This is a genomic window from Sphingobacteriales bacterium (assembly GCA_016711285.1).
Taxonomy (GTDB): domain Bacteria; phylum Bacteroidota; class Bacteroidia; order Chitinophagales; family UBA2359; genus JADJTG01.
Genome location: JADJTG010000001.1, coordinates 1 through 26,971 on the forward strand (window position 1 = coordinate 1; position 26,971 = coordinate 26,971).

General features: G+C 41.0%; 27 protein-coding genes and 1 tRNA gene. 15 read left to right on the forward strand and 13 right to left on the reverse strand.

Going from position 1 to position 26,971, the window contains the following annotated elements; all coding sequences use genetic code 11:
* Positions 1 to 147 precede the first annotated feature (147 nt).
* From IPL35_00005 to IPL35_00035, 7 genes are all read right to left on the reverse strand, one after another.
* Positions 148 to 318, reverse strand: coding sequence for a hypothetical protein (locus IPL35_00005; GenBank protein MBK8441873.1), 171 nt, complete (start codon positions 316 to 318; stop codon positions 148 to 150).
* 411 nt (positions 319 to 729) lie between these two features.
* Positions 730 to 984, reverse strand: a complete 255-nt coding sequence (locus IPL35_00010; protein MBK8441874.1) for a hypothetical protein — start codon at positions 982 to 984, stop codon at positions 730 to 732.
* Between the two features lie 27 nt (positions 985 to 1,011).
* Complete coding sequence (locus IPL35_00015; GenBank protein MBK8441875.1) at positions 1,012 to 1,419, reverse strand: hypothetical protein; 408 nt, start codon at positions 1,417 to 1,419, stop codon at positions 1,012 to 1,014.
* 383 nt (positions 1,420 to 1,802) lie between these two features.
* Positions 1,803 to 2,111, reverse strand: a complete 309-nt coding sequence (locus IPL35_00020) for a hypothetical protein (protein ID MBK8441876.1) — start codon at positions 2,109 to 2,111, stop codon at positions 1,803 to 1,805.
* A gap of 2 nt (positions 2,112 to 2,113) precedes the next feature.
* Positions 2,114 to 2,455, reverse strand: coding sequence for a hypothetical protein (locus IPL35_00025; protein MBK8441877.1), 342 nt, complete (start codon positions 2,453 to 2,455; stop codon positions 2,114 to 2,116).
* On the reverse strand, positions 2,424 to 2,609 hold the full coding sequence (locus IPL35_00030; GenBank protein ID MBK8441878.1) for a hypothetical protein: 186 nt from the start codon (positions 2,607 to 2,609) through the stop codon (positions 2,424 to 2,426). The genes IPL35_00025 and IPL35_00030 overlap by 32 nt, the downstream gene beginning before the upstream one ends.
* A complete protein-coding gene (locus tag IPL35_00035; GenBank protein MBK8441879.1) occupies positions 2,606 to 2,848 on the reverse strand; it encodes a hypothetical protein in 243 nt (80 codons plus the stop codon). Before IPL35_00035 ends, IPL35_00030 begins: the two co-directional genes overlap by 4 nt.
* Positions 2,849 to 3,522: 674 nt before the next feature.
* On the opposite strand from IPL35_00035, the gene IPL35_00040 reads away from it, so the two are divergent.
* The 11 genes from IPL35_00040 (at position 3,523) to IPL35_00090 (ending at position 14,607) form a co-directional block, all read left to right on the forward strand.
* Positions 3,523 to 3,849, forward strand: coding sequence for a hypothetical protein (locus IPL35_00040; GenBank protein ID MBK8441880.1), 327 nt, complete (start codon positions 3,523 to 3,525; stop codon positions 3,847 to 3,849).
* Between the two features lie 1,519 nt (positions 3,850 to 5,368).
* On the forward strand, positions 5,369 to 6,094 hold the full coding sequence (locus tag IPL35_00045; protein ID MBK8441881.1) for a hypothetical protein: 726 nt from the start codon (positions 5,369 to 5,371) through the stop codon (positions 6,092 to 6,094).
* Positions 6,095 to 6,106: 12 nt separating this feature from the next.
* Complete coding sequence (locus tag IPL35_00050) at positions 6,107 to 6,439, forward strand: hypothetical protein (protein ID MBK8441882.1); 333 nt, start codon at positions 6,107 to 6,109, stop codon at positions 6,437 to 6,439.
* A 93-nt stretch (positions 6,440 to 6,532) separates the two neighbouring features.
* Positions 6,533 to 9,928 carry a T9SS type A sorting domain-containing protein gene (locus IPL35_00055; protein MBK8441883.1) on the forward strand — a complete coding sequence of 1,132 codons (3,396 nt, stop codon included), beginning with the start codon at positions 6,533 to 6,535 and terminating at the stop codon, positions 9,926 to 9,928.
* 186 nt (positions 9,929 to 10,114) lie between these two features.
* The gene (locus IPL35_00060; protein ID MBK8441884.1) at positions 10,115 to 10,429 is read left to right on the forward strand and encodes a YtxH domain-containing protein; all 315 of its coding nucleotides are present in this window, start codon (positions 10,115 to 10,117) and stop codon (positions 10,427 to 10,429) included.
* 307 nt (positions 10,430 to 10,736) lie between these two features.
* Positions 10,737 to 11,267, forward strand: a complete 531-nt coding sequence (locus IPL35_00065) for a 3-hydroxyanthranilate 3,4-dioxygenase (protein MBK8441885.1) — start codon at positions 10,737 to 10,739, stop codon at positions 11,265 to 11,267.
* Positions 11,268 to 11,369: 102 nt separating this feature from the next.
* The gene (locus tag IPL35_00070; GenBank protein ID MBK8441886.1) at positions 11,370 to 11,963 is read left to right on the forward strand and encodes a hypothetical protein; all 594 of its coding nucleotides are present in this window, start codon (positions 11,370 to 11,372) and stop codon (positions 11,961 to 11,963) included.
* 34 nt (positions 11,964 to 11,997) lie between these two features.
* The gene (locus IPL35_00075) at positions 11,998 to 12,462 is read left to right on the forward strand and encodes a hypothetical protein (protein ID MBK8441887.1); all 465 of its coding nucleotides are present in this window, start codon (positions 11,998 to 12,000) and stop codon (positions 12,460 to 12,462) included.
* Positions 12,463 to 12,671: 209 nt separating this feature from the next.
* Entirely contained in the window at positions 12,672 to 13,331 is a 660-nt protein-coding gene (locus tag IPL35_00080) for a sigma-70 family RNA polymerase sigma factor (GenBank protein ID MBK8441888.1), read from the forward strand.
* The gene (locus IPL35_00085; GenBank protein MBK8441889.1) at positions 13,321 to 13,569 is read left to right on the forward strand and encodes a hypothetical protein; all 249 of its coding nucleotides are present in this window, start codon (positions 13,321 to 13,323) and stop codon (positions 13,567 to 13,569) included. Before IPL35_00080 ends, IPL35_00085 begins: the two co-directional genes overlap by 11 nt.
* A gap of 147 nt (positions 13,570 to 13,716) precedes the next feature.
* Positions 13,717 to 14,607 (forward strand): cation transporter, encoded by an 891-nt coding sequence (locus tag IPL35_00090; protein ID MBK8441890.1) that lies wholly within the window; start codon positions 13,717 to 13,719, stop codon positions 14,605 to 14,607.
* A gap of 11 nt (positions 14,608 to 14,618) precedes the next feature.
* Here the strand turns inward: IPL35_00090 and IPL35_00095 are convergent, their stop codons facing one another.
* Both IPL35_00095 and IPL35_00100 read right to left on the reverse strand, forming a co-directional pair.
* A complete protein-coding gene (locus IPL35_00095) occupies positions 14,619 to 15,887 on the reverse strand; it encodes an O-antigen ligase family protein (protein ID MBK8441891.1) in 1,269 nt (422 codons plus the stop codon).
* 171 nt (positions 15,888 to 16,058) lie between these two features.
* Positions 16,059 to 19,439, reverse strand: coding sequence for a T9SS type A sorting domain-containing protein (locus IPL35_00100; protein MBK8441892.1), 3,381 nt, complete (start codon positions 19,437 to 19,439; stop codon positions 16,059 to 16,061).
* A 735-nt stretch (positions 19,440 to 20,174) separates the two neighbouring features.
* Here IPL35_00100 and folB point away from each other — a divergent pair.
* Both folB and IPL35_00110 read left to right on the forward strand, forming a co-directional pair.
* Positions 20,175 to 20,543 carry a dihydroneopterin aldolase gene (folB, locus tag IPL35_00105; protein MBK8441893.1) on the forward strand — a complete coding sequence of 123 codons (369 nt, stop codon included), beginning with the start codon at positions 20,175 to 20,177 and terminating at the stop codon, positions 20,541 to 20,543.
* A gap of 38 nt (positions 20,544 to 20,581) precedes the next feature.
* Positions 20,582 to 20,652: transfer RNA gene (locus IPL35_00110), tRNA-Cys, on the forward strand.
* 230 nt (positions 20,653 to 20,882) lie between these two features.
* Here the strand turns inward: IPL35_00110 and IPL35_00115 are convergent.
* Positions 20,883 to 21,257 carry a hypothetical protein gene (locus IPL35_00115; GenBank protein ID MBK8441894.1) on the reverse strand — a complete coding sequence of 125 codons (375 nt, stop codon included), beginning with the start codon at positions 21,255 to 21,257 and terminating at the stop codon, positions 20,883 to 20,885.
* Positions 21,258 to 21,353: 96 nt separating this feature from the next.
* On the opposite strand from IPL35_00115, the gene IPL35_00120 reads away from it, so the two are divergent.
* Positions 21,354 to 22,553: a DUF4249 family protein gene (locus tag IPL35_00120; protein ID MBK8441895.1), complete on the forward strand. Its 1,200-nt coding sequence runs from the start codon at positions 21,354 to 21,356 to the stop codon at positions 22,551 to 22,553.
* Between the two features lie 267 nt (positions 22,554 to 22,820).
* Positions 22,821 to 24,830 (forward strand): cadmium-translocating P-type ATPase, encoded by a 2,010-nt coding sequence (cadA, locus tag IPL35_00125; protein MBK8441896.1) that lies wholly within the window; start codon positions 22,821 to 22,823, stop codon positions 24,828 to 24,830.
* 221 nt (positions 24,831 to 25,051) lie between these two features.
* Here the strand turns inward: cadA and IPL35_00130 are convergent, their stop codons facing one another.
* From IPL35_00130 to IPL35_00140, 3 genes are all read right to left on the reverse strand, one after another.
* Positions 25,052 to 25,630 (reverse strand): GNAT family N-acetyltransferase, encoded by a 579-nt coding sequence (locus IPL35_00130; GenBank protein ID MBK8441897.1) that lies wholly within the window; start codon positions 25,628 to 25,630, stop codon positions 25,052 to 25,054.
* A gap of 83 nt (positions 25,631 to 25,713) precedes the next feature.
* A complete protein-coding gene (locus IPL35_00135) occupies positions 25,714 to 26,460 on the reverse strand; it encodes a COX15/CtaA family protein (protein ID MBK8441898.1) in 747 nt (248 codons plus the stop codon).
* Positions 26,418 to 26,765: a COX15/CtaA family protein gene (locus IPL35_00140; GenBank protein ID MBK8441899.1), complete on the reverse strand. Its 348-nt coding sequence runs from the start codon at positions 26,763 to 26,765 to the stop codon at positions 26,418 to 26,420. The genes IPL35_00135 and IPL35_00140 overlap by 43 nt, the downstream gene beginning before the upstream one ends.
* Positions 26,766 to 26,971: the final 206 nt, after the last annotated feature.

Sequence of the window (26,971 nt, forward strand, 5' to 3'; positions counted from 1 at the left end):
GCTCCGTCTTCAGGAAAATACCAAAACTTCCAAACTGTCCTCATATCGCTGTCGTTAAATTCCACATAGCAGCCGTCAGCTTTCTAATACAAAGTTTCTTCGTGAGGCTTTTATTAACTTGTGGTAGCGGTGTAGCACTTTGATACATTACCGTTCCACTGTGGTCTTTAAAGAATAGTCGTTTTCCTGTGGCTCATTGTTGGTTTTAAAATTGAACACACAAGCTCCGCTTTCGTATTGTGGAGGCAATGAAAGACGACTCCATATAATTGTTGGCAGTGAATTATGGTTGGTATAATCGGGTTCACACACGGGCAAAAATACCGATTGGGGCAGGATTGAGGTTAGTCCAGCTGACTGTACAAGGCAAAGTAACATCGGGCAGAAGCCATTTGCGGGCAGCACACCTTCCCAGCGATAGTAACAGGGCAAAGTGTGAGTGCTGGCGACTTGATGCCGTATTCCCTATCAACACACTGCGGGAGCGTATCGCGTCCGTGTTTTGAATACGGGAATGAGGGGTTGCCTACAAATGGGGTTTTTGCGCTGATGGATTTGTTTCTGCTCGGAGTAATAATGTCTTCAATAGCCACATCTTTACAGTTAGCCACACCATAAGAAATCAATTGTGTTTCTAATACATAATTTCCTGCGGCTGATACGATGTTGCCGCCTGCATATCGTAATCAAAAGCATTTATTTTCTCTGGGCCCGCATTTACCAAATGGCTTACGTTGTGTTCCGAACGTTTGCACCACATCGCCCGGACACCAGCCGCCTCCCGTCAAATATCCAAGTGCCGCCCTGCGGATACAAAGGATTGTCGGCGCACTCTTTCCATACTTGCCATTGAAACTGCGGCGTGCGGGTGCATTGACAATTAAATAATGGGTTTTTTTCAAAATTCACCACAACCGCTCGGCGATGGAAAATCGTGACCGTGGTGCGGGTAATTACTTTAAATGCCTCAAAATTTTCGGGCACTTTGAAACTTATCGGCTCGCATTTTTTTCACTTGATATATCGGAATACAGAAAATTGCCACTCCACAGATTTTTGATACGCAGCCCGGACGCGGCGGCGTGCCTTTGATAAATAAAATTTCAAATCCAACAATTCTTGTGCATTGCCTGATGAAAGACGCACTTTATTGCAAAAAACAGGTGCATAATCGGTGACATCATATACCCACGAAAAGCCCGCTCCTAAATCTAAATTGATGCCGTACAGGTGGGATGTAGCGTCCGATTTCGTAGCGCACCCCCGGACTGTAATAGGTTTTGTCCTGACGGCTAATACTTTGTTGCGGAGCAATGGCAACAGGTCAGTTTTGTTGCCATTTTGGTCGTAAATATAAGAATAGCCCGCTTTCCACATACAAAGTGTCGGTGGGCAATTTGGGGTGATTGGGTGCGTCATCTTCTTATTTTAAAACCATCGGGATTATTGAATAGTACTCAATACATCATATTCATTTTGAATGGTAGTCAGTAACACTGATACTTTGAACTTGGGCGGCTTCTTCGCTGCGATAAAAGGTGATGAGTGGGCGTAAGTTGCTATTGCTTGCCAAATGATTAATCTCTGCGGCTTGCCATTTTTTCCATTGGGGTTTTAATTTTAAATATCCTTTGAGGTTGTTGGCATTGCTATTGACGGCAACACCGCCGCTTCATCTAAACCAAAATCGGCTCTCAGGTCGCTGTAATTGGGGTGCGAAGCATCTATTTTTTTGTTTTTCCAATCGGCAATCGCAGTAGCACTGAGGGCAGTATTCCTACACGCACTTCGTCTATTTTCCTTTAAATAAGAATTATCCCAACGCGCCAGCCAAAATCCTGAGCTCCGGCATTGATATTGTATGTTTTTGTCCGGCTAAATTGCCATCGTAATATACTAATGTTTTGTGTGCCGTTATATACTACAGCGTAGTGATGCCAGTTGTTGAGGCTGTTGGCTAAGGTGACATTAAAATCGGGTGCGCCCCATTGTTGCATACGCCACAGGTTGTTGGTGGTCATGGTGCGCAACGAAAATCCTGCCCTACCGGAGCGGGTATTGCCCGCCTGAAAAATACCCGCATCGTTGAAGGCTTCGGCACGTGCCCACATTTCTATGGTACGCGGTGCATTGCCGCTGATTTGCGCCCTGCTCCCAGATTTACATATTTTCCGCTACCGTCAAATTCCAAATATGTACCACTGTTGCTCGCCCATACCTGATTGGAAGGGGTAGTTTCCCACATCAATACGGGTTCGGGTGCGGCTGCATCACGATAAAATGAAATATCTAACAGAATATCCGAAGCACCGTCCCATAGAAAAGGCTCTTTAAAATACAGCGTAGCTGTTCCGCTGTTCAAAGTGCTGTGTTGTTGATATACAGTACTGAAAGATTCGTTTTCTAAAAATGTATTTTCTAAATTATTGAGCGTGTTGGCTAATCGCAGCTGCAAGTTTTGAGGGTACTTCTTGTTGCACTTCAAAACTCAAAGCATCTATTTCGCCCGCACTCAAACCGCTTTTGCCATAGTTCGTCGGCAGTCCATTTGTACTGATGGCGTACAGCGTTGCCACTCGACGGCGGCGGCAGATGATGCCGGAACTCAAAGAAAAATTTTGAAAAACGGCGTTGGGTGAATATGTTGCAACCTGCTGCATCTGCTGATAATAGGAAAAGTGGGTGACGCTGTGTAGGCGTATTCGTCCACGGCATTGTCATTGACTAAAAAATTGGGTATTACATAGCGCGTAGAGTCCCAAACACCACTGCTGTCGGTAACGTAGGTGTAGGTAAGATAATCCCACTCGCCGCAGGGTAGTTGTCCTGATTGGTAGCAGCATCGCATTTGAGGGTTTGTACCATAAGAATACGCTGATAACTTTCCGAGCCATCAGGAAAATCGAATACACCGCTATAAGTACTCCAAGCCGGGCGGATTAGGGGTTTGAAAAGTAAATGTTTGTACTACTGTTGTATCTCCGCTTTGTGCCACGAGCAGATTCCAAGTACAACAGATAAATAGTAAGTAAAAAATATAATGTTTCATTGAATATAATGTATGTTTTTTAAAATTATAAAAATATACTGTCAATGGAGCAATGCAATAGCACCTGAATTTTCAGGCTTGTAAGGTATATATTTTTTATTAAATTTTCACTAAATATGATATATCTGTTTCTATGTAAGGGCTTTTCTACACACTATTGTCAGAAACGCTTTTTATTCTTTATTTTTTAAAATATTTTAAAAAATATTTTATATTTTATGTACAAAAAATATCATTAATCAATTATTAATAAATAATTTATAAATAAAAATAACAATAAAATAAGGTACAAATACATAAAAAAATTCTTGTAACAACAACAAAAACAGAGCACCTTTGTAAGGTCAAATCAGGCATATCATGTCATAAAGATTATTGATCGCTATTTTTACACACAACTGTCCTATATAGAGTTGTTAGTTAGCCTTAACTTTGTCTTTTATTTTTTACAAAATTATTTTAATTTTTTTTATATGAATTTAAAATTACTGATTATTCGATGTTGTTGGGTGCTGCTGCTTTACTGCTTTCCGCTGATCAATTATGCTCAAACGGATTGTGTATGTGCAGAAATATATGCACCTGTTTGTGCTGCCGGCGTTACTTATGGCAATGCCTGCGAAGCTGAGTGCAACGGCGTTTTTGATTATGTTGATGGAGTCTGTGATGCAGTCGTGGATAGTATTAATATTGGTGGTGTTGATATACCCCCTTTTGACTCCATTTTTATAGGTGTTCCCGATACTCTTTTTATACCACCACGGTGGCGGAGACAGTATCATTTTTATTCCGGTCGTTGATGTTTCGTCTGCCGATGACAGTATTACTACAGCTACCTGCCAAGTATGCGATGTGAGTGATCCTATCGCCGAATTGGGTTGGCTTGCTGCTTTTACTGCTCAGGAATGTGTGGCTGCCATTGATGCGATCATTCAAAATGATGGCAGTTATTATTTTTATATCAATAACAGTAACTGCCCTGCTGCTACCTCTTATGTGTATGACTGCAATGGCAATCAAATTTGTGCCTTCAGCGATGATATTTTGCACAATAATGATGGCGAAGCGGTTTGTAAATATTTTTGGGATAATATCTCTTGCCAAACTACTATCTGGACTCCTCCTACTGTTGAGCCTTGCGCTTGTCCGGCTATTTATGATCCCGTTTGTGCCAATGGCATCACTTATGGCAATGCCTGCGAAGCCGAATGTGCAGGCGTATTTAGCTATGTAGCCCGGCAGTTGCCCTATTCCGCCGCCTTTTGTTGCCACTTGCGATTCCGCCGTCAATCCTTTGGATTTCCGCGGTTGCAAAATGTCATCAATACATCGCCTTGTGTGCAGGAAGTTCATCAGGCAGATTATCAAGGAAATACGATTTATTATATCGTCAGTGGCAACGGCAATTTTTGCCCCATTGATTATCCTAATATGATCATTTATGATTGCGAAGGCAACGAATTATGTGCTCTCGGCGGTTATCCGATGTATCCGCCTGTTATTAATCCTTATTGCGATGGGTTTATCACCGGAAAAACCAATGATGTATTGTTGTGGAGCAATTCTAATCCTTGTTTTTGCACAGATTTTTACGCCCCTGTTTGTGCCAATGGTGTCACCTACAACAATGCTTGCGAAGCTCAGTGTGTAGGTGTATTTGACTATATTTTTGGTGCTTGCAATACAGAAAGTAATTGTTTAGATTTGGCAGGTTTGGATTTTGGTGTTTGCGATATGGCTTTGGGCGTGGCTTATGTCGGCGGTCAGTGTGTTTCTGTAAGTGGCTGCGATTGGAGCATAGACGGAACAGATTACAGCCAATATTTTTATTCATCTTTCGAAGCCTGCGAAACGCTTTGTATGGGTATCGCCCCACCACCTGCTTCCGACACATTGGTATATAACATTTGCGCCGGAGATTCTATTCTTATCGGATTGGAGGGAATGTTGGGCAATGCCCTTCCTACGTGGAATCCTTCAGAGTCATTAAATTGTACCAATAACTGCTTTGCGGCTTGGGTAGCTCCTTCACAAAGCACACTCTATACGCTCACTGTATTTACCACTATCGGTATGACCACTGATTATTTTTATTATCAGGTAAATATTAACCCTGATTGTGGAAATAATAATGATTGTACCTATGCAACTTCGGGTACTGTGGTTGATTATACGGGTTTAGATGGTTGTGGTTTGGTGATACAATTAGCAGACGGTTCTGTTTTAGAGCCTGTAAGCGTGCCTTTTGGTTTAAATTTGACAGCGGGAATGACACTTCATTTTGATTATAATCTTGCCGCCGATGCCGCTTCTAGTTGTATGGCAGGACTTTTAGTAAATATCACTTGTTATCAGGTTGTAAATCCGGGCGGCAATTGTATTTGCCCTGCTATTTACGCGCCTGTTTGCGGTGGCAATGGTATCACTTACAGCAATGCCTGCGAAGCAGAGTGCAATGGCGTATTTGTTTATGTTGAAGGTGAATGTAATATCAACCCCGCCAACTGCACACTCATTTATGGCGCATCTGATTTACCCTGGTTGGCTTCAGCTATCGGCAATATAGGCACAGATTGCGCTTGTGGTTATAGCTTGCAACAATATTGCTATAATGAGCAAAGCTATTTTGTATTAGCTCCTAATCCGGACGCGCCCTGCGCCGATGTACAAACACTTATTTTTGATGGCAACGGCACATTGGTTTGCACAGACGGCGGTATTGCCGGTGGCAACTGCTTTGAAATATTACCCGACTTTTATACAACTGCTGTAGCTTTGGGCGCACCGCTTTGGAATTGCGGCGATTGCCTGTATAATCAGTTCGGTACAATAGTAGAAGTAAATACTCCTTGTTTTAGCGGTATAGCTATTGCTCTCACAGATGGTTCTTATATCTATAATTCCAATATCAGCGAATTTGGTTTTGCAGTAGGTGATGTGATTAAATTCAGTTCAAGTGTTCCTGAGCAAAACCCGATGGTGTGTCCGGATAACGGCGAATATATGGTGTATTATGCAATTAATTGTGCTACTCCCGCCGAGTAATACGAACCAGCGTTGGCAATACAATACCAAAATATTTTGTGCCCTGATGTTTATGAGCCGGTTTGTGGCTGTCATGGCGTTACTTATCCCAATACTTGTGCCGCCACCGCCAATGGTATCACTTCTTGGAGTGTTGGCGAGTGCAGCCCTATCCCAAGCGACTGCAATGGCTGTAATACCGAAAATCCGCTGACCGATTTGCCTTGGCTCGCTGCTCTTACACAGCAACAATGTATCGGTAGTATTACGATGATTACACACAGTAGCGGTCAAAGTTATTTTTATACCCGGCGGAGGTTTTCCGTGTACCGATGTACCTTCTTATCTCTACGACTGCCAAGGTAATCAATTGTGCGGTTTTGGTGGTTTGATTATTTGGGAAAATAACGACAGCATCTGTAATACACTGTGGGAAAATATTATTTGTGAAGAAATAATTTGGACTGCTCCGCCGCCTTGCTTCGGCGAAGAATTCGGCTATGCTCGGTTTGTGCCAATGGTATCACTTATATCAATGCCTGCGAAGCTGAGTGTAGTGGTGTATTTGATTATGTTGTCGGCGAATGTAATATTATCCCCAACGATACTACCTATATTTATGGCAGTATTTGTCTCAACGACAGCACCACTGTAATGTTCAGCGATATGTTGGGTTCATTTGGTGATGAAGAAGGAGTCGCTTTAACACTCGCTCCGCAAAATGGTACGGTTTCTTTTACCGGACAGCCATGGGAACAAAGTTTTACCTATATTCCTAATTCTGGATTTTTGGGTACGGATACTTTTGTTTTTACGGCTACGGGTATCCAAATCACAGCCGACGGTTCTTTCCAAGAATATACCATTTATATTCGTAAATATACTGTAGAAGTACTGGCAGACTGCAATACAGGCTGTGTTTGCCCTGCTATCTACGCTCCTGTTTGCGCCGATGGCATCACTTATGGCAATGCCTGCGAAGCTCAATGTGCCGGTGTATATGACTATACCAACGGCGAATGTGGTAGCGACACTACGACCATTGCTTGCCAAGTATGCAATGTACAAAATCCTTTGGCTGAATTGGATTGGTTGAGCGGTTTTGTAGGTCAGGAATGTTTGAACAGCATTACTGCCATCACACACGCCAATGGGCAAAGCTATTTCTATATCAGTAATGGCTTCCCTTGTCTCGATGCGCCTTCTTATGTGTATGATTGTCAAGGAAATGCGGTATGTGGCTTCGGCGGTTTGATTATTTGGGAAGAAAATGATACTGCTTTTTGCGATAATTTCTGGCAAAATATCATCTGTCAGGAAGTAATCTGGCAAGCCGCACCGCCTTGTATTTGTCCTGACCTCTACGCTCCTGTTTGCGCCGATGGTATCACTTATAGCAATGCCTGCGAAGCTCAATGTGCTGGTGTGTCTAACTACACCGAAGGTGTTTGCGAAGTAGTACCTCCTGTTGTTGCCGATTGTGGCGAAATTGCTAATCCTTTAGAATTAGATTGGTTACAAAATATTATCACCAATGCACAGGGCTATTGCTTGTTGTCTGTTCATCAGGTAACTTATGAAGGCAGCACGCTTTATTATACCCTCAACGGTGGCAACTCTTGCCCTATCGCCGATTATCCATATATGACTTTGTATGATTGCGAAGGTAATGTATTGTGCAGTTATGGCGGTTTTATCGTACCGTTTCCTCCCACTAATCCTTATTGCGATAACTTTGCCAATGCTATGACCAATGATATTGTATTGTGGGAAAGTGCAAATAATTGTTCCTGCATTGATATCTACTCCCCTGTTTGCGCCGATGGTATCACTTATGGCAATGCCTGCGAAGCTCAATGTGCCGGTGTGTCTAACTACACCGAAGGTGCTTGCGAAGTCAATCCTCCCGTTGTTGCAGATTGCGGCGAAATTGCTAATCCTTTGCAATTAGATTGGTTACAAAATATTATCACCAATGCACAGGGCTATTGCTTGTTGTCTATTCATCAGGTAACTTATGAAGGCAGCACGCTTTATTATACCCTCAATGGTGGCAACTCTTGCCCTATCGCCGATTACCCATATATAACTTTGTATGATTGCGAAGGTAATGTATTGTGCAGTTATGGCGGTTTTATCGTACCGTTTCCTCCCACTAATCCTTATTGCGATAACTTTAATGCTATGACCAATGATATTGTATTGTGGGAAAGCACAAATAATTGTTTCTGCATTGATATCTACGCTCCTGTTTGCGCCGATGGTATCACTTATGGCAATGCCTGCGAAGCTCAATGTGCCGGTATATTCAACTACACCGAAGGCACTTGCGAAGATGTCACGAACAATTGTGATTGCCCCAATACTTACGCACCTGTTTGCTCCAACGGCATTACCTATACCAACGCTTGCGAAGCTGAATGTGCCGGTGCTGTAAACTACGAAAATGGTGCTTGTGTTTCCATCTGCGATTTAGGTTCATTTACTTACACCGTCAATGCCGATGGCTCCTATTGCTTTAATGAAAATGTGGCTTTGGATAATGATGTATGTGCTTGGACGTGGAATTTTGGAGACGGACAAAGCAGCAATGAAATGAATCCTTGCAATATCTCGCTCACACCGCAAGCCGATGCTACTGTTACACCTCTTACAGTGTGCCTCACTTTAAGCGACTGCAACCAAGTGGAAATAGGTACTTGCTGCCAAGTGATAGAAGTGTATAATTATAATGCTGTTATTTTTGCTTCGGCTTGTGCCGATTTGAGCAATGTTGATTTTGGCGATTGCGAAGCATTTTTGGGATATGGTATGATTAATAATCAATGTACAGGCATTAGCGGTTGCAGCACTTTTGTCAATGGTGTAGATTATATCAACGCCATATATTCCGATGCCGATATGTGTCAGACTGCTTGTGTCACAGGAGGAAATGAAAATTCAAATACTGACGGCAGCGGTGATACTTTTATCACTTTGTGCATACCCACAGGCGGCAGTGCTGAATTGTGTCCGATGATTTCTATTATTAACCAAGAAAGTATTGCCTCTTATACCTGCGCTTACGACAATTGCGCCGCTTCTGCTGTATCTGATGACTATTGTGTAAACTATCAGGCTCTGGCGCAAATTTATCAGGATACGGTATATATACAAATATGCAATCCAAACAACGAATGTCGTACTGCCACCTACTATATCACCGTAGGAAACGATTGCCCTGCTTGCACCGATGAAATTTCGGTATGCACCGAAGCTATGACTCCGCTTGTGTTGTGTCCCGAATTTTGCGATTTATCGTCTGACGATGCCTTGGAAATTACTTTTATCCAATCTTTCTACACCACCTGCTCGGTGCATCTATTGCCCGAAAACTGCCTGCGATACACGCCTATTCCGGGTTTTGAAACCTATGATGTAGAAGATTTTCTGAAAGTAGTGGCCTGCAATGCTGCCGGCGAGTGCGATACGGTGCTGTATCATATTCAAGTGGGTGGGTGCGATACCTTTGAGGCAATGCCTGCTATTGCTGAAAATAACGATGGCGGCGGTGTCATCAACGAATTTGGTGTAATACAACTGCCTGCCGACAATGATAATAAATCAGGCTTTAATATTTATCCGAATCCTGCCCGCGACAATGTACATATACCTTTGCAAATGAATAATGCTGCCAAACAAAATATCAGCATACAGGATTTGAACGGAAAATTAATTGCCGTTTATCATATTGAAAGCAACAATACAAATCCTTATTTACAAATGAATACTAACGGTTTTGTGCCGGGTGTGTATTTGGTAAAATGGAACAACGGAACGCAGCAAATTGTACAAAAACTCTTGATAGAGCCTTAATTTATTATTGATGAATATAGCTGCTTTGTAGCTTAATTTTATAAAGCCTTCATCTTTTTCAAATCAAAAAAGATGAAGGCTTTTTTAACATATATTTACATCATTTTTTGAAATACCTGAAACGTTTTTTTTATCAGTGACGTTATATAATCATATTTTATAAAAACAAAAAATTAATTAAAAATCATGAAAAGATTAGGATATTTAGTTGTAGGTTTAGCTTTGGGAACCGGTATTGCGTTATTGATAGCACCTGAAAAAGGAGCTAAAACTCGCAAAAAACTGAAACGCTTGGCTGAAGACTTGCAGGACGAACTACAAACACGCGCTGAACGTCAGGGCATAAAACTCAATGAACTGAAAGAAAAAGGAGCTCAAAAAATGAGCGAATTGCGCGAATCTGCCGAAGATTTTGTTGAAAACGCCGCAAAACGCATCAATAGCACTGTAGCCGGCACGCGCGAAAAAGCCGCCACTACCTACGATGAGCTTATAGATTAATACTGTTTTTTTTAAAAGAAAAACAGCGTTTGTCTTATTCAAACACTACTTTTAGAGGCTCTCTTGCTGAAAGAAATCAGTGAGAGAGCCTTTTTGATATACCCTTATCTCATTGATAAGCCTGTACTTTTGCTCTCAAATTTTTTCTGCCGGAAAATTTTTCTATTCATATTAATCAAATAATTTTACGGCGGTGCATTTGTTGCTGAACAACAACAGTTGTGTTAAATATTACAGAGTGCTTGTTGTGTATGGGTAAAATGTTGTACTTTTATTTTTTTTAAAAAACATAATACTTAATTTTTGTATGGCTACACGTCCTTTTAATTTAAACGAATGGATAGAAAAGCATCGGCACGAACTGAAGCCTCCCGTTGGAAATCGCAATTTGTATCACGATGCCGAAGATTATATTGTAATGGTGGTGGCAGGTCCCAATGCCCGTAAAGATTTTCATTACAACGAAACCGAAGAACTCTTCTATCAACTCGAAGGTAATATTACCGTCACTATTCAGGAAAACGGAAAGGCAGTGCCCCTTGCGCTCCAAGCCGGCGACATGATGATGCTGCCCGCCCGCGTGCCTCATTCGCCCAGTCGCTCCGAAGGCTCTATCGGTTTGGTAGTAGAGCGCAAACGCCTCCACTCCGAAGCAATGGATGGATTGCTATGGTTTTGCGAAAAATGTAATCATAAACTCTACGAAGCCTATTTTAAACTCAGCGATATAGAAAAAGATTTTTTACCCGTTTTTCGCCATTTTTATGGCTCTTTGGATTTGCGCACCTGCAAAAATTGCGGTCATGTTATGGAAGCCGACCAACGTTTTGTCGGATAAGTGCGTCTGTATAAATTATTTATTCAGCCATTTTTTTCAACACACTTTATCTTGTTTTTTTATTGCAATAAGCAACAGCTTTTAAGTTTTTTTAAAAAAAATATGAAAAAATTTTTTTTGGTAGCCATTCTGTTAATAATGACGCAGTTGGCGGTGCAAGCGCAATACAACCCCAATTTGCCGCGAAATAACTCCGGTACTGCCAATGATGATGTTCCTGATGACTTCGGCGATAACGGCAAATTCAGTTGGCAGCGTGTATTTACGGGAGGCGGCTTGGGCGTACAGTTTGGTAATGTCACCAATGTTTCCCTTTCGCCCTTGGTGGGTTATCATTTCACCAACCGTTTTTCGGCGGGTGCTTCTTTTGCTTATAATTATTTCAGAGATGGGCGCAGTTCATTAGTCTATAAATACAACCTCTGGGGACCCGGTGCTTTTGCCCGTTACCGCGTTTTCAGGCAGTTTTCTTTGCACGCCGAAATTCAACAACTTTTTTATAAAGAATCTATCGCCAATTCCAATTATAGTTTTTCCGGCTCACAAACCCGCCTGCCCATAGGTGCTATCGTACAGCAACGACTGGCCGGCAGGTCGTATTTTGTACTCGAGGTGCTCTACGATGTACTGCATAATCAAAACAGCATATACAGCACTCCGCTTATTTTCAGAGGCGGCGTTAATATTGGATTTTAAATATATTTTTTTTATACTTTGATAAATACTGATAATGATAACATTGCGCTATCTGATTGTGTGTGTGCTGCTGTGTTGTGCTTGGTCGTGCAAGCAGTATGATTATATTGATATTGAAGGTGTTGAAATCATTAGCCTGCCCACCTGTTTAGCTTTTAACGAAGCCTCTTATATTGCTCAAAACGATACAGAAATGAATACGTTGCTCCGGCAGGCATACGATAGCATAGCTTGCGATTACCTTCCTTTGGCATATCTCAAAGTTCCTGATATTTCCTTTGAAGAACGAAGCCTACTGGCACAGCGCACGCGCCTTGCTGCCTGCTCCGTTTTTTACGAATACGAAGTAAAAGCCGATGTAAAAAGTCGCCGTTATATCTATAATATCTATGCCCGTAAAAACGGAGACTGCTCCCAAATTCATGAGCAATATCATTGGATTTCATTACCCAAAATACCTCAAAATTACACTGTAAGTTTTCAAATCACTGAAATATAGCCCTATCTATCTACCATTTCCAAGAGGTGGTATGTGATATATATATATTTTGGCATTGTTTTTTATGAATTAATCAATATTCAGGAACTTTTTTTTAAAAACAATCATTTTTTATATTCATAATATAACGATATTAGCGGTCTTTCTGCTACTACTAAAATAGTGGATTCGCTCTATATTGATATATTTTTGATTTATTTATTATTTTTATGCAACAAGGAAATATAGATAAGGCAGGGCGTATTCACGAACCCAATCAATTCATGGATAAAGCGCGTAATACTGAAGAAGCCATGCAAAGCATCATTTTTGAACGTGAGTTTTTACCTCACGCCGATGCTTTGTATAATTTTGCTTTTCATCTTACTTACGATGAAGATGATGCGCAGGATTTGGTACAGGAAACCTTCTTAAAGGCTTATCGCTTTGCTAATTCATATACGCAAGGCTCTAATGCTAAAGCATGGCTGTTTAAAATCCTCAAAAATGCTTTCATCAACGATTACCGCAAACGCTCTAAACGTCCGATGCAGGTAGAGTTGGAGGATATCAGCAGCTATCATGATTCTGATGAAAATACCAACTTCATTGGCTATTATGACTTGCGCGAAGAAATATTTCAGGGTATGCTGGGCGATGAAGTAATGAGCGCACTCAATTCTTTGCCGATTGATTTTAGAACCGTAGTGTTGCTCTGCGATGTGGAGGGTTTTACTTACGAAGAAATGGCTAAAATTATAGATATTCCTATCGGCACTATTCGCTCGCGCTTACACCGCGCCCGCAACATGATGAAAGAAAAATTACAAGAATATGCTCAAAAATTAGGCTATAATATAAACAACAATGATGATTATAATGAAAAATAGAATTGACCACGATTGTAATGAGTGTATGGACAATGTCTATCGCTTGTTAGATGGTGATTGCAGCCCAATGCAACAAACCATGTTTATGAAAAATTTGTCTGCTTGTCCGCGTTGTATGGAAAAATACGAACGTGAAAAACATTTTCGTGAATTTATCAAAACTTCACTGCCTAAAAAATGCCTCTCGCAACAACATATCAATATTATCAAGCGAAATATCAATGAGCATCGCTCTTAGGAGAAGATAATAGAAAAACTTGATTGCTCATTTGAAAATATTTTCAAATGTTCGTTTGTGCTGTGTTTTTTCACAATACTTTAAATAAAAAATATACTCTTTCTTTTGTTTGCTTGAATATGCAAACGCAGGAGTATTTGTAACGATATGAGCAGTAGTCGCGAGCAAATTGCCATCAAAACCACTTATTTCAGTATTCTTGGCAATGTAAGTTTGGCTATTATTAAAGCGTTATCTGGTATTTTCGGCAATTCCTACGCCCTCATCGCAGATGCCATTGAATCCACTACCGATATTTTTGCTTCTCTTTTGGTATGGTGGGGACTTGCCTATGCCCAAAAGCCTGCCGATGAAAATCACCCCTACGGACACGGAAGAATAGAACCCCTCATTACATTTATTGTAGTGGCTTTTTTGATGATATCTGCCACTATTATCGCTCACGAAAGTATTCAACACATACAAACCCCACACGAGGTTCCAAAAACATGGACACTTTGGGTATTGGCTGTTATTATTATTTGGAAAGAAATTTCGTTTCAAATCGTTATCCGAAAAAGCCGCCAAACAAACAGTTCCTCCCTCAAAGCTGATGCCTGGCATCATCGCAGTGATGCCATCACTTCTGTTACTGCCTTTGGCGGCATATTAATTGCCATTGTTGGCGGCAAAGGCTACGAAGCTGCCGACGATTGGGCGGCATTGTTGGCGGCGGCGTTTATTTTTTACAACAGCTTTCTGATATTCCGACCCGCTTTAGGCGAAATTATGGACGAGCATCTTTATCATGATTTAATCCTCGAAATCAGAGAGAAATCTATGCAGGTGACGGGTGTGTTGGGTACAGAAAAATGTTTTATTCGCAAAGCCGGAATGAAATATCACGTTGATTTACACGCAATCGTCAATGGCGACATCAGCGTACATGAAGGGCATCTTATTTCGCATCAGCTCAAAGACCACCTCCACCACGAAATGCCTAATCTCGGGCATATTTTAATTCATATAGAACCGCATCAAATGAAAAAAATATTTTAATATGCGTTTTTTCAGGCAATATTATTTTCTTCATCATTGATTTGCTGCAAAATAGCTAATAATACCAAAAAAAACGCCTGCCCTATCTGCAATTCTATGGGGGTTTCTCCGATAAAATTGGCAAATAAAATGAGGTAAAAAGTGAGAAAAAGGAAATGGCGATAGCGACGAGCATACAGCAAAGGATACAACAATGCCGTCATAAATACCACTGCTCCAACAATGCCCGTAGCCGACAATTCCAACAACAGTTGATTATGCGGCGTAAGCCAGTCTTTTTCGCCCATGTGTGCGTAATCGCTTTTGTATATCGCCACCGCCTGCTCCCAATAATCGCCCGCTCCCGTTCCCAAATAAGGATATTCTTTAAACAAACGCCACCCTATCTCCAACGATACCAAGCGGCGATAATCCGTAGAGCGATGCTCTTTATCCTGCTGCCGATACATCTCCATATCCCAGCGCAAATAATTTACCCTGTTTTTAAAAGAAGGCATACAATAATATGCGGCAAAAGGAGCTATTAACAAAAATATCAGCATAGCCAATGCCCAAGGGCGTGTGTTGGATTGCCGAAGCAGCAAACCCAATAAAGCCACTAACACCACATATACGCCCAAAATACCGCTTCGCACCGCCAAAAAATGTATAAAAACGAATAAATACAGTGCCGCCAACGCATACAACAACCTTTCGCCGCGAAATTTTTTCCATAGTCTGATATTTTTATAGCCCAGATAAACGGCGACCATAAAAGCGATGCTTAAAAACCAACTGTATCGCACATAGATAATAGGTGTAGGAATAATGCTGCCCTGTGAATAAATAGTGTGGATATGTTGATAATGCTGGATATAATAAATAATAACAGGAAGTGTAGATACTAAAGAAATCGCCAAAAACCACACCAAAAGCCCATATAAATAACGAAGCGGCAAGCGCGGCAGCAAGGATATGGCAAAAGGAACGAACAAAAAAGGCAGACGAATACGCACCTGCTCCAAACCCGCTTCAAAATTTTCGGAAATCAATAAGCCCGATACGATATATACTAATAATATTCCCGAAAAAAAAAACCAAGTACGGTTGTTGTAAAATCGCTTCAATTTTTCTACTACTGTACCCCTTATTCCAAAAATCGCATATACAAACATCAATACTGTACCGATAGAAATAACTGCCCGCGAATAATATACACCGAACAACAAAGCTGCCAATAAGAAAATATATACCTTTTGATGGATAGAAAGTGGAACAGATGGATCCTGCTGCATAAGCATTTTTTTACAGCAAGACGAAAAAAATACAATTATAGTTGTGTATTAGTGGCGTATTTTAATCGCAAAAAATATATTTTGGGTTGGCATATAAAAAAAGTAGCGCAAGAATTGCTTCCTGCGCTACTTATAAAAAATTTGATGTATGATAAAATATCTTTTACAAGTTCAATTTTAATTTTTGATAAAAACAGTACCACTGCCTTTTATGATTGCGGCATCATTTTGCAATTGCAAGGTATAAATGCCACTTGGTAAATGTGCTATATCAATAGTGAACGTTTGCTGCATACCGCCCGCCACAACAAGTATTGCTTGTTGTTGTACTTGCTTGCCTTGTGCATCGTATATAGCCACAAACTGCTCTTTACTTTGTTGCGGCATATTATTGGCAAGAGTCAAATAAATAAAGTCTTGTGCCGGATTTGGTGCAAGTTGCAAATGTATATTTTCTTTTTCTTCTGCTATACCTATCACTTCATCGGGTACTACTTCTATCAAGTATTCGCTGACGTATAAATCATAGCAAGAAGCCGTAACAGATTGGATAGATGCGCCTATGGTAAGATTTTCAATATTGGCAGTAGCCGGATAATTGAGTACAGCTACATGATAAGTACCTAATGTTGCTACTTCAAATTGACCGGAAAGATTGAAATCAACAATATTGTTTTGCTCATCTAATAAAGTATATACCTGCACATTGTCCTCATTAAATCCTATGCTTATTGCTTGTATAGGCGTGCTTTGGGCAATAATGGCAGCATTGCTGAAAGTAAGCATACCCGCATCTGCGACACATTGTACTATATCATTTGATTTTGGTAAAATAATAAAATCTACCCACGCTGCATCTTCACCTGCACTGTAATAGGGGTCTTTTTCGTATTCCCAGCGAAATGTATGTTCAGCAGCCGTTACCGGATAGTTCTCCTGCGACCAATCTACTTCGCCACTCCAAGAACCTTTCTCCTGTCCGTCAATAAAAAACCTCAAAAAGTCCCAGTCCTGTTCAGAAGATACTTTTTTATAAAAGCTGATAATGCCGTTTTCTGATGCCGTCATTGTAATTTCCAATATGCTTTTTTGTCCGCCATCAATGCTGCCCGATTTGCTCGAATAAGTACCTTCGTATTTTTGAGTATTATCAATTGTCCAAGGATAATTATTGGCTACCGTCCAAGGGTAAGTTGTATAATCGCCGCTTTCAAAATCTTCGGCTCTTATATTCACGAGCATTTCAAAATCTTTTGTAAGTCCGTATTCATCATTTTGAGCCAAAGTATAAGTAAAATGAAATATATCGTTTTCGGCTACTGTGGGCAAAATCTGAACATCAAAAGAACTTTGAATCGGTGTTTCTATATTTAAAGCTGCTATGTTTTGGGTGTTTTGGGATATAATGACAAAGTTGTCATCGCTGCTGATAGCGGCAACGGCATTGCCCATATTTGCGTGTCCTTTGTTGTTGTTGTTGATATGAACGGTCATTATTTCACCCGCTTCTATTTTTCCATCTCCATCGCCGCTTTTTTCTTCGGCAGTAAAATCAAGGATTTGTAATTTGGGGGCATTGAGCTGCAAAGTGGGGTGCGATACCCACGAGTGTCCTTCGCTGTCCGTAACGGTTAAATCAAAAATAACGGTGTGTTGGTCGGGAACAAAATAATCTACCGTGAAAGCAAAAGCATCATTTTGAAGGCTTACGGCTTCGGGAGCTATATCGCCCCAAGTGTGATTGTCGTCAGTGATGGCGATGTATTCATCGGTGGTACTCAACACTGCCGATACGCCCGTTGCAGCAGCAACTCCCAAGTTGGTCAATGTATAGTGCAGGCTTATACTTTCGTCGTAATCTGCCGCACCGTTGTTGTTGCCGCTGAGGTCGGCTACGGTTTTGCCTTCGGTGGTAACAAAAGCTCCTTCCGCTACCATCGACATTACTTCTCCCTGATATGGTATTTTGTTAAAGCCGGTGATGGTGATGTCAAATGTATTCACATCAGTAATCGGGTCAAATGTAAAATTGGCAACGCCGCCTTCTACTTTGGCTTTGCCGATAATCTGGTTGCCCAAAGTCAATACTACCAATGCGCCTTCGGCATCGCACACCACGCTGAACGAAGTACTGCCCAAAAATATCGCTGCATCGTGCGAAGCTATAATCGGCGAAGGGGTATCGGTGCGTACCATAAAAGAAGGGTCGCCGAAGCAAGTCCAGGCATCAGTCATTTCATCGCCGTCGCTGCCATACACATCATTCATCTGCATACAGCCATTGTACGAAATAGCTCCGAAAGAGCGAACTTTATTGTTTTCGTAGCTTTCTATCAAAATATTTACCATTTCGTCCTGTCCTTCCATCGGCGGATTCCACGCTTGGTTGATGGTACTCATCAAAGTAGCGATGGCTCCGCTTGGCTTGCCGCCGTTGGTAGCACGCAACCACGCTTCGGCAAAGCAGGTTTTTCCGCTAAAATCACCATTTACGCAAGCCACTGACCAAAAGAAAGGTAGCTTTCCTACATTGCTCATGCTCTCCACTTCGTTGGAAGATATTCCACTGGTGGCACAGCCCTCTTCCCAGCCGTGACCAGCATACAAAATAATACCTGCTCCATCTTCCAATACATTCACCGCCATTTGTGCCGTAGGGTTGCCGGAAGCATCGTTGCCGCCCTGCGTACCATCGTACATTTCTATAGATTCAGTATAGGTATAAGTTAGCAACTTATTCGCCATATTGCGGGCGTGTTCGTAATCCATTTCATTATCATCGCCGGGTCCCTCCGCCGAAGCAATGGAACAAACACTTTTGTAGAAATTATCGTTTTCGGTGGCGTGAATTTCATAATCCAATACTTTTTGTACTTGTGTTTGTACATGTTGTATGTTTTCTGCCGAAAATCTCCCTACAAAAATTTCGGGATAGTGGTCATTTCCTGCCAAATAGCCGTAGCTCACATCAGATTCGCCGCCGTTGGTTGTAAAAACAGTAGGTACTTGCTCGGCATCGCCCACCAATAACAAATAGGTGAGATTGTGTGTGTTGTAGTAATTTTGTACAAATGTTTTCAGTTGGTTAGCATTTGTACCTATTTGGCTCATTAATACCAATTCAGTGCGAATACCTCTGCGCGTTTTCCAATCCATAAAGGGTTGCATCGCTGCTGCATATTCATCGTGTGCAATAATGAGCATATCGCCGTCTTCGCCTACGGGTGTGTATCGGTCGTCTTTTTTATAATTGATAAAATGGCGGCTATAAATTTCGTTGTATTCGTATTCGGCGGTGAATGTTTTGTTGCGGTACAAAGGATTTTCACCGATACCGCCCATATTGTTTATCTGTAAAGTAAGGTCGGTATAAACGCGCAGGGTTTTAGTTTGCGGATTATATTGAAAAGGATAAATGATTAAGGTTTGTCCACGAAAATCGCGCATAATGTAGGGCGTTTGCAAAGCGGCATTTGCAGCCGGATAAAACGCATCTGTATTATATACGATTTCGTTGTATTCCAAAGGCACTTCTGCCGGATTTTGGGTGCGCAGCAAATTTCCTTTGGAGGGGCAATACTGATGTTTTCGTAATCTATGTAGGCACTGCCCAATATCTCTACCTCCATATCGGCGAGGTCGGGAATGAGCAAAGAGGTGGCGAGTTTGGGCAAATCGGGACAGCCTTTTTTCAGAATAGGAGTGCTTTCACCTATGCTCACGCTGTATTGAATGCCTTGCGGTGTTTGTATTGCTTCCAAATAAAAACCATCTATATGCACTTGAAGGGTGCTGCTATTGGCATCGGTGGCAAGCAACTCAATGTTGGCGTTTTGCGGTGTATCGCTGCCCGCAGCTACCCAATCTTTGGCAGTGACGGTTGCCGTCAGGCAAATCCAACAAACCATTGTCAAATAAAAATAACGCTTCATACTTTTGTATTCTGTAAATTGTTTAGGAATAAACTATGTATTTAATTGACTTGTAAATTTTCGTAAAATAAGTTTTTACTCCAATAAAACTGCACCTATCGTTGTTGTGTGTGATATATTTTATTTATATGTCCAACAATAATATTCTTCAGATGTTGCAAAATAAATAACATTTGTTATGTATTTATAATAAAAAAACAAACATGTCTTACGTTGTCAAAACAAAGCCATTTTATTTTTGCCTTTTTATAATTTTACAACCTGCCTTTTTATTATAGTATTTTTGATAATTCAATCGGTTTATTTTTGCAGTTTGGCATTTTAAAATTTCTTATCTTTAATTTTATCATTATCGGCATTTATGAAATATTCCATCGGTTTGGAAAAAGCGCGTTTTTATGCTTATCATGGCGTGTATGAAGCAGAACAAATATTGGGCAACTGGTTTGAAGTAAGTATTTGTGTTTCTGCGGATATTGCCGATGCAGGCAGCGATGTATTAGCCGATACTGTAAATTATGAGTCGCTGTATGGAATTTGTGCCCGCGAAATGCGGATCAGGTCGCTTTTGATTGAGCAGGTGGCGCATCGCATTGTAGAAGCCGTTGCCCGCGAACTGCCCGCCGTACAATCAATTCGGCTGCGCCTCGCCAAACTCAACCCGCCTTTGGGTGGTGTGGTAGCCCAAAGTTTTGTGGAATTAGAAAAAATTTTTTTTGCAGATAATTAAAACATACTATCTTTGTACCACTTTTCTATCAAGAAGAGGGTCGGATGGCCGAGTGGCTAGGCTCAGCTCTGCAAAAGCTGCTACAGCGGTTCGAATCCGCTTCCGACCTCTCAATGGCAGATGAATAAGGCACGGTTTGTATTTTTTTACAAATCGTGCTTTTTGTTTTTTATAGATTTTTTTAAAATTTCCGCCACAAAAAAACCTATAAAATACTTCGGTATTTTATAGGTTGCAATTATTGTTAAACGTTGATATTTTAATTTTTCAAATCAAATTTTCCTTCTGTGACCCTCACAGTGCCGCTATTGCAAGGTGCCGAAAAATTAAAAGTACCCGCTACATCTTTGCCGGTGGTTTTGCGCGTGATGCTGATGCTGCCACTGATGGGCGTAGTAGCTGTGCAGGCACTCGCCCCTTCGGTGTAGGAGGCTGCCAACAAACTGTGTGTGCCGTCTGTATTTTCTTTGCCAATAAATAAATTTGTGTGTCGTTGGCTCCTTCTGTTTGTATGGTCACTGTTTTGGCGGTGGTGCTGATGCTCACTGAATAGCCGGTGGTATTGCTGCTCCAAGCCGTGCCGTTTACTTTGGCTGTCAGTTGATTGTTGAGCGTAGTCGTAGAGGTATTATCGTCATCGTCTTTGCCACAGCCTACATTAAAAATGGCAAAACAGGAAAAAATGAAAAGGAAAAAAAATAATTTTTTGTTCATTGTATTGTGTTTTTTTGAGTTGTACAAAAAAATATCGTGTCTTTTTGTTTTTTATAAAAGATGTCATAAAAACGTCATTTTTTTAAAAAAACAAGTATGAATGATAAAGATAGTGGCTTTTCTTGTAACTTTGGCTTTATGATATACAAAAATATAGCATTTATCTGCTCTTTTGTCATTGTTTTATATTTTTCGGCTTGCTCCACTGACTTTGATGTCAATGCCGACTGGCAGGAAAACACCATTGTATATGGCTTGCTCGACCAAACCAAAGACGTACAATATATTCGTATCAATAAAGCATTTTTGGACAAAAATACGGGTGCTTTGGAAGTGGCAGCTATCCCCGATTCTTTGTATTTTAAAAATGCGCTCGTTACTTTAGAGGAATACGCCAATTATACGGTCAATGAAGAAGATGGCTCTATTGCTGTACAGGGCAATGTGGTGCGTACTTATACTTTTGAAAAAGTGAATGCTGCCGATGAGGGTTTGAGCAAAGAAGCGGGTATTTTTGCCAATGAGCCTTTCTTTTTATATAAAACCAATACCGCCGGAGCTGATAGCTTGGTGGGTACGCACGCTTATAAACTCAAAATTATTACCGACGGTGGCAATTTGATAGAGGCGGTTACGCCATTGGCGTATGTGCCGCAAACACCCGGTCAGACTTTCAGATACCTTATTCATCAGCCCAAAACGAGCGCCAGCATCAACCTTACCCTGCCCACAGGAACTAGCCCCGACCGCAAAATTGCAGTTGAATTTAACCCTGCCAACAATGGTGCTATTTATGATTTGATACTCGATATTGTGTATTCCGAAACACTTATCGCCGACCCTACTCAGGTGAAAATAGATACTTTGCGGTGGGATTTGTTCAGAAGCCGCCCCAAAGAGGAATTTCCGGCAATTTCCGGCGGCACTCGCCGACAATATTCTCAACTGACCACCGAAGATTTTATGAATTATATCGCTGCCAATATGCAACCTAATGAGGCGGTGTATCGCCAACTAAAAGCGATGAATTTTACGATGTACACCGCTACCGATAATGTGAAAAATTTTCAAGATATTGCTTTGGCAGCACAATCCAGCTTAAACGGCGGCGACTTTAAGCCCAACTACACCAATATAAGCAACGGCTACGGATTATTTGGAGCACGCTACAGCGAAACGGTAAGTGTTACTGCTTTTGAAGCCGCCGGATTAGACGAAATCGCCTGCGGCAGCATCACCGGCGGTTTGAATTTTGCCCCCAGCCCCGGTAGCATTTATTTTCCGTATTGCCCCTAAATATTGAGCTTTTTCTTAAAAAAAACAGGTGTTTTATTTTAAAAATACCTTGAAATTTATATTTTAATTATATTATATAATTTTTTGATTGCGTTTTTAAGATTCTTTTTTGCTTGGTATTATTGTACCTTTTTATATCCTGTTTGCTTTGATTTTTTTGTGTGCGTACTTAATATTGTGATTGTGTAAAGTCTCAAAGAGTGGCAATACACCTATCACAACATCTTAATTTTGCGGTATTTTTGGTGCTACAACAAAAAAAACAAAATGCAACAACACCAACATCTATACGATAAAGACGGCAAACAACTTTGTTGTACACTTGAAGATAAAATTTATTCCAACGCTCAAGAATTAATTGAAGAGCAGCAGGGCGGAGAAGAAGATCACGACCATCAACACCACATTGCCAAAAACAATATTATTCAGTTGTTTTTTCCTGCCGCCGGCAGTCTCTTTTTGCTTCTATTGGCTGTTTATTTTGATCATTTTCTCCAACCTGCCTTTTTTACAGGGCAGGTACGTTTGTTGTGGTATATTTTGGCTTATATGCCGGTGGGATTTCCGGTGATTAAATCAATGTTTGAAAGCCTTGCAAAAGGCGAAATTTTTTCAGAATTTATTTTAATGGTCATTGCCACCACAGGTGCTTTTGCAATTGGACAATATCCCGAAGGTGTGGCGGTTATGTTGTTTTATGCAATTGGAGAGTTGTTTCAAACACTCGCTGTAAAACGCGCCAAAGGCAATATCAAGGCATTGTTAGACCAAAGACCTGACCAAGTAACTATTTTGCGAAATAATGCGCCTATCAGTATCAAAGCTGAAAATGTATCCATCGGCGATATTATACAACTCAAAGCCGGCGAAAAATTGGCGTTAGACGGCGAGCTGCTTTCTGAAAATGCCTCTTTTAATACCGCCGCATTGACAGGAGAGAGCCAACCCGATACCAAACAAAAAGGCGAAACGGTATTGGCAGGAATGATAAATCTGAATACAGTTGCACTCATAAAAGCAACTAAGGCTTATAAAGACAGCAAGCTCTCAAAAATTTTGGAATTAGTGCAAAACGCAAGTTCTCAAAAAGCACCAACCGAATTGTTTATCCGAAAGTTTGCCAAATATTATACGCCTATTGTCGTGCTCTTAGCTGTTTTGATTTGTCTTGTGCCTTCGTTTTTCGTCAGCGATTATCATTTTAGAGATTGGCTCTATCGTGCCCTGATATTTTTAGTCATTTCGTGCCCTTGTGCCTTAGTTATTTCTATTCCGCTGGGTTATTTTGGCGGCATTGGTGCTGCGAGTAGAAAGGGTATTTTGTTCAAAGTCAGCAATTTTTTGGATATAATGGCCAATATAAAGCAGGTTGTTATGGACAAAACGGGTACGCTTACTGAGGGAGTGTTTAAGGTACAGGAAGTTGTTATCAATTCCGACTACAACAAAACTGAAATTTTAGATTGGGTCAATGCTTTGGAAAGCCACAGTACGCATCCGGTGGCAAGTGCCGTACACGAGTATGTAGGTGCCGTAAATTCCGATATCCACTTTGAAAATATAGAAGAAATTGCAGGGCAAGGTTTAAAAGCTACGCTGGAAGGAAAAGAAATTTTAGTGGGCAACCTCAAATTGCTCAACAAGCACGCTGTTGTTTTTCCGCAAAAATTGTATCAAATACCTTTTACGCTTATTGCCATAGCCTACAACCAAGTATTTATAGGCTACCTCACCGTTGCCGATACCATCAAAGATGATGCTGCCGAAGCTGTGAAAAAACTGCATCGCTTTGGCGTAAAAATAATGATGCTGAGTGGCGACAAAACCGCTGTGGTGCAAGCAGTAGCATCGCAACTCAATATACATCAGGCTTTTGGTGAACTATTGCCCGAAGATAAAGTTGATAAGGTTAAAGAAATTAAAGCCCAAAATGAGCAGGTTGCCTTTGTTGGCGATGGTGTAAATGATGCTCCCGTTATAGCATTAAGTGATGTCGGTATTGCGATGGGCGGTTTAGGCAGCGATGCAACCATAGAAACAGCCGATATCGTGATTCAAGATGATAGACCCTCCAAAATTCCTATGGCAATTGAAATAGGAAAAGCTACAAAACGTATCGTTTGGCAAAATATATCAATGGCTTTTGCTGTTAAGTTTATCGTTTTAATATTAGGTGCGGGGGGTATAGCAACCATGTGGGAGGCTGTTTTTGCTGATGTGGGCGTGGCTCTGTTGGCTATTGCGAATGCTATCAGAATACAAAAAATGAAGTTTTAAATAAATATTCAACCCAAATTAAGGCTCTATTTTTGGTGTACTCGGTTAGGATACGTTTTTCTTTTTAAGGTTTTTTCAAAAAAGCCATGTATATTTTAAAAAAAATCTCCTGCTCTGTACAATTACAGATGCTTTTTTTTCTTTGATGTTGTTTTTAATTTTTGTATCCCAAAAATTATACTTTTTTGGGGTTTATTGCTTAATGCAACAAAACTTACCTATCATGTATCGTTTTTTTTCCAGTTTTTCCTTTCCATACAATATACTCCCATCGTATGTTCTCTGCCGTTGATGATATGTTTCTCTGTATCAAAACCGATGTATTCAAAGCCCAAACGCTCCGGCACATGGCGACTTTTCAGGTTGCCCAGCGCACAACGAATGAATACTTTTTCTAAGTTTTTATCCTTTTTAAAAGCGTAGCCGATGAGCAAAGTGCAAGCATTGCTTACAATACCTCTGCCCTGCCACGCCTCCGCCAACCAATACCCGATAGCCACCGATTGTTGCGGGAGATTGTAGTCGTGTAAATCTATCAAACCTACCAATTGGTTTTCGTAGCGGATTTCAAAAATGTCTTTTCGGTCGTCAGATAAAGTGCTGTTGCGGGCGTTTTTCAAAAAACGGTAGGTGTCGGCGGGTTTTTGGTTGGCATCTACCCAAGGCAGCCAAGTGCGCAAATACTCGCGATTTTCTTGCACTAAGGCAAAAATGACAGAAACATGCCGCAAGGTAGCAGCCTGCAAACAAAGCGGAGTTGTAGCAGAACGCAAAGGCAATGAACCGATATTCCAAAACATATCACAAATATTATTACGTCTAATAAAAAAAATATCAATAAAAATCAACAATATAAATCATTGAAAATAAAATATTTATCATTTTATTGCGGCTTGCTGCGATATTGAAAATTTAAAAACAACATCATATTGAGCAAAGTAAGCCCGCCCGCCTGATGCAACACCCCCCACAGCACCGACACACGGTCGCCGGAAGCCGTGAGCAAAGTAATAATGCCCAGCAACACCTGTACCGACACTATCAAAGGCAAAGCATGTATCCATTTTTCAAAATACACGTTGCCGCGCAGGTGGCGTACCTTTATATAATACCACAGCGTAGCAATAAATACCAAATATCCTAATATGCGGTGTGTAAATTGAATGGTGGTGCGGTTTTCGCCAAAATTTGAGAAAAAAGAAAGGTCTTCGCGCAACAAATTATCCGGTATCCATTGCCCGTTCATCTGTGGCCAGGTGGCATACCAACCCGCCGCTTTCAGCCCCGACATAAAACCGCCAAAAATAATTTGCAGCAGTATCAAAGCACTCAGCCCCCAAGCGAGGCGGCGCAGGGCGGGAGCATTTATTTTTTGTTGCGACTTGTCGTCATTGTTCAGCAACAACTCCACCACCCACCACAGCATAAAAGCAAACAACGACAAAGCCGCCAGCAAATGCGCCGTAAGGCGATAATGACTTACATAAGGATTTTCGGACAAACCGCTTTTTACCATCAGCCACCCCAATAAACCCTGTGCGGCATACAACAACAGCAGCCACACAAAACGCCGCATATTTTGACGGTCTAAGCGGCGGGTGGCAGCAAAAAAAGAAAATACGCCCAACAAAAATATAAACCCGATGCGCCCCCATAAACGGTGCAGCCACTCCCAAAAAATATAAATTTGAAGTCGGCGAGGCTCATGGTGCTGTTGAGTAGTTTGTATTGCGGCGATTGCTGATACAGCACAAAAGTCTCATTCCAAGCGGTGGCATTGAGTGGCGGCAGTGTGCCCGTAACAATATCCCAACGTGTAATGGACAAACCAGAGCCGGTGAGCCGTGTGATAGCTCCCAACAATACCTGAATAACAATAATTATCAGTGCAGTAATGAGCAAAAAACCGAGTTGATTTCTGTGATGAGGACGCATAAATCTTACAAAAAAATATAAATATACAAGACTTTTAAAGCTGTTTTTGTTTAAAATTAATCAGCGGCTTTTGTAACTTGATGATGATAAATAAAAACGATACAAAGTTAAGATGGCTGTTTTTAAAAACGCCCATAATAGTGTTACTTTGTTGTAATACCTCGACATATCAAGCATTTTAAGCCCACCCAATAAGCCAATCTCAA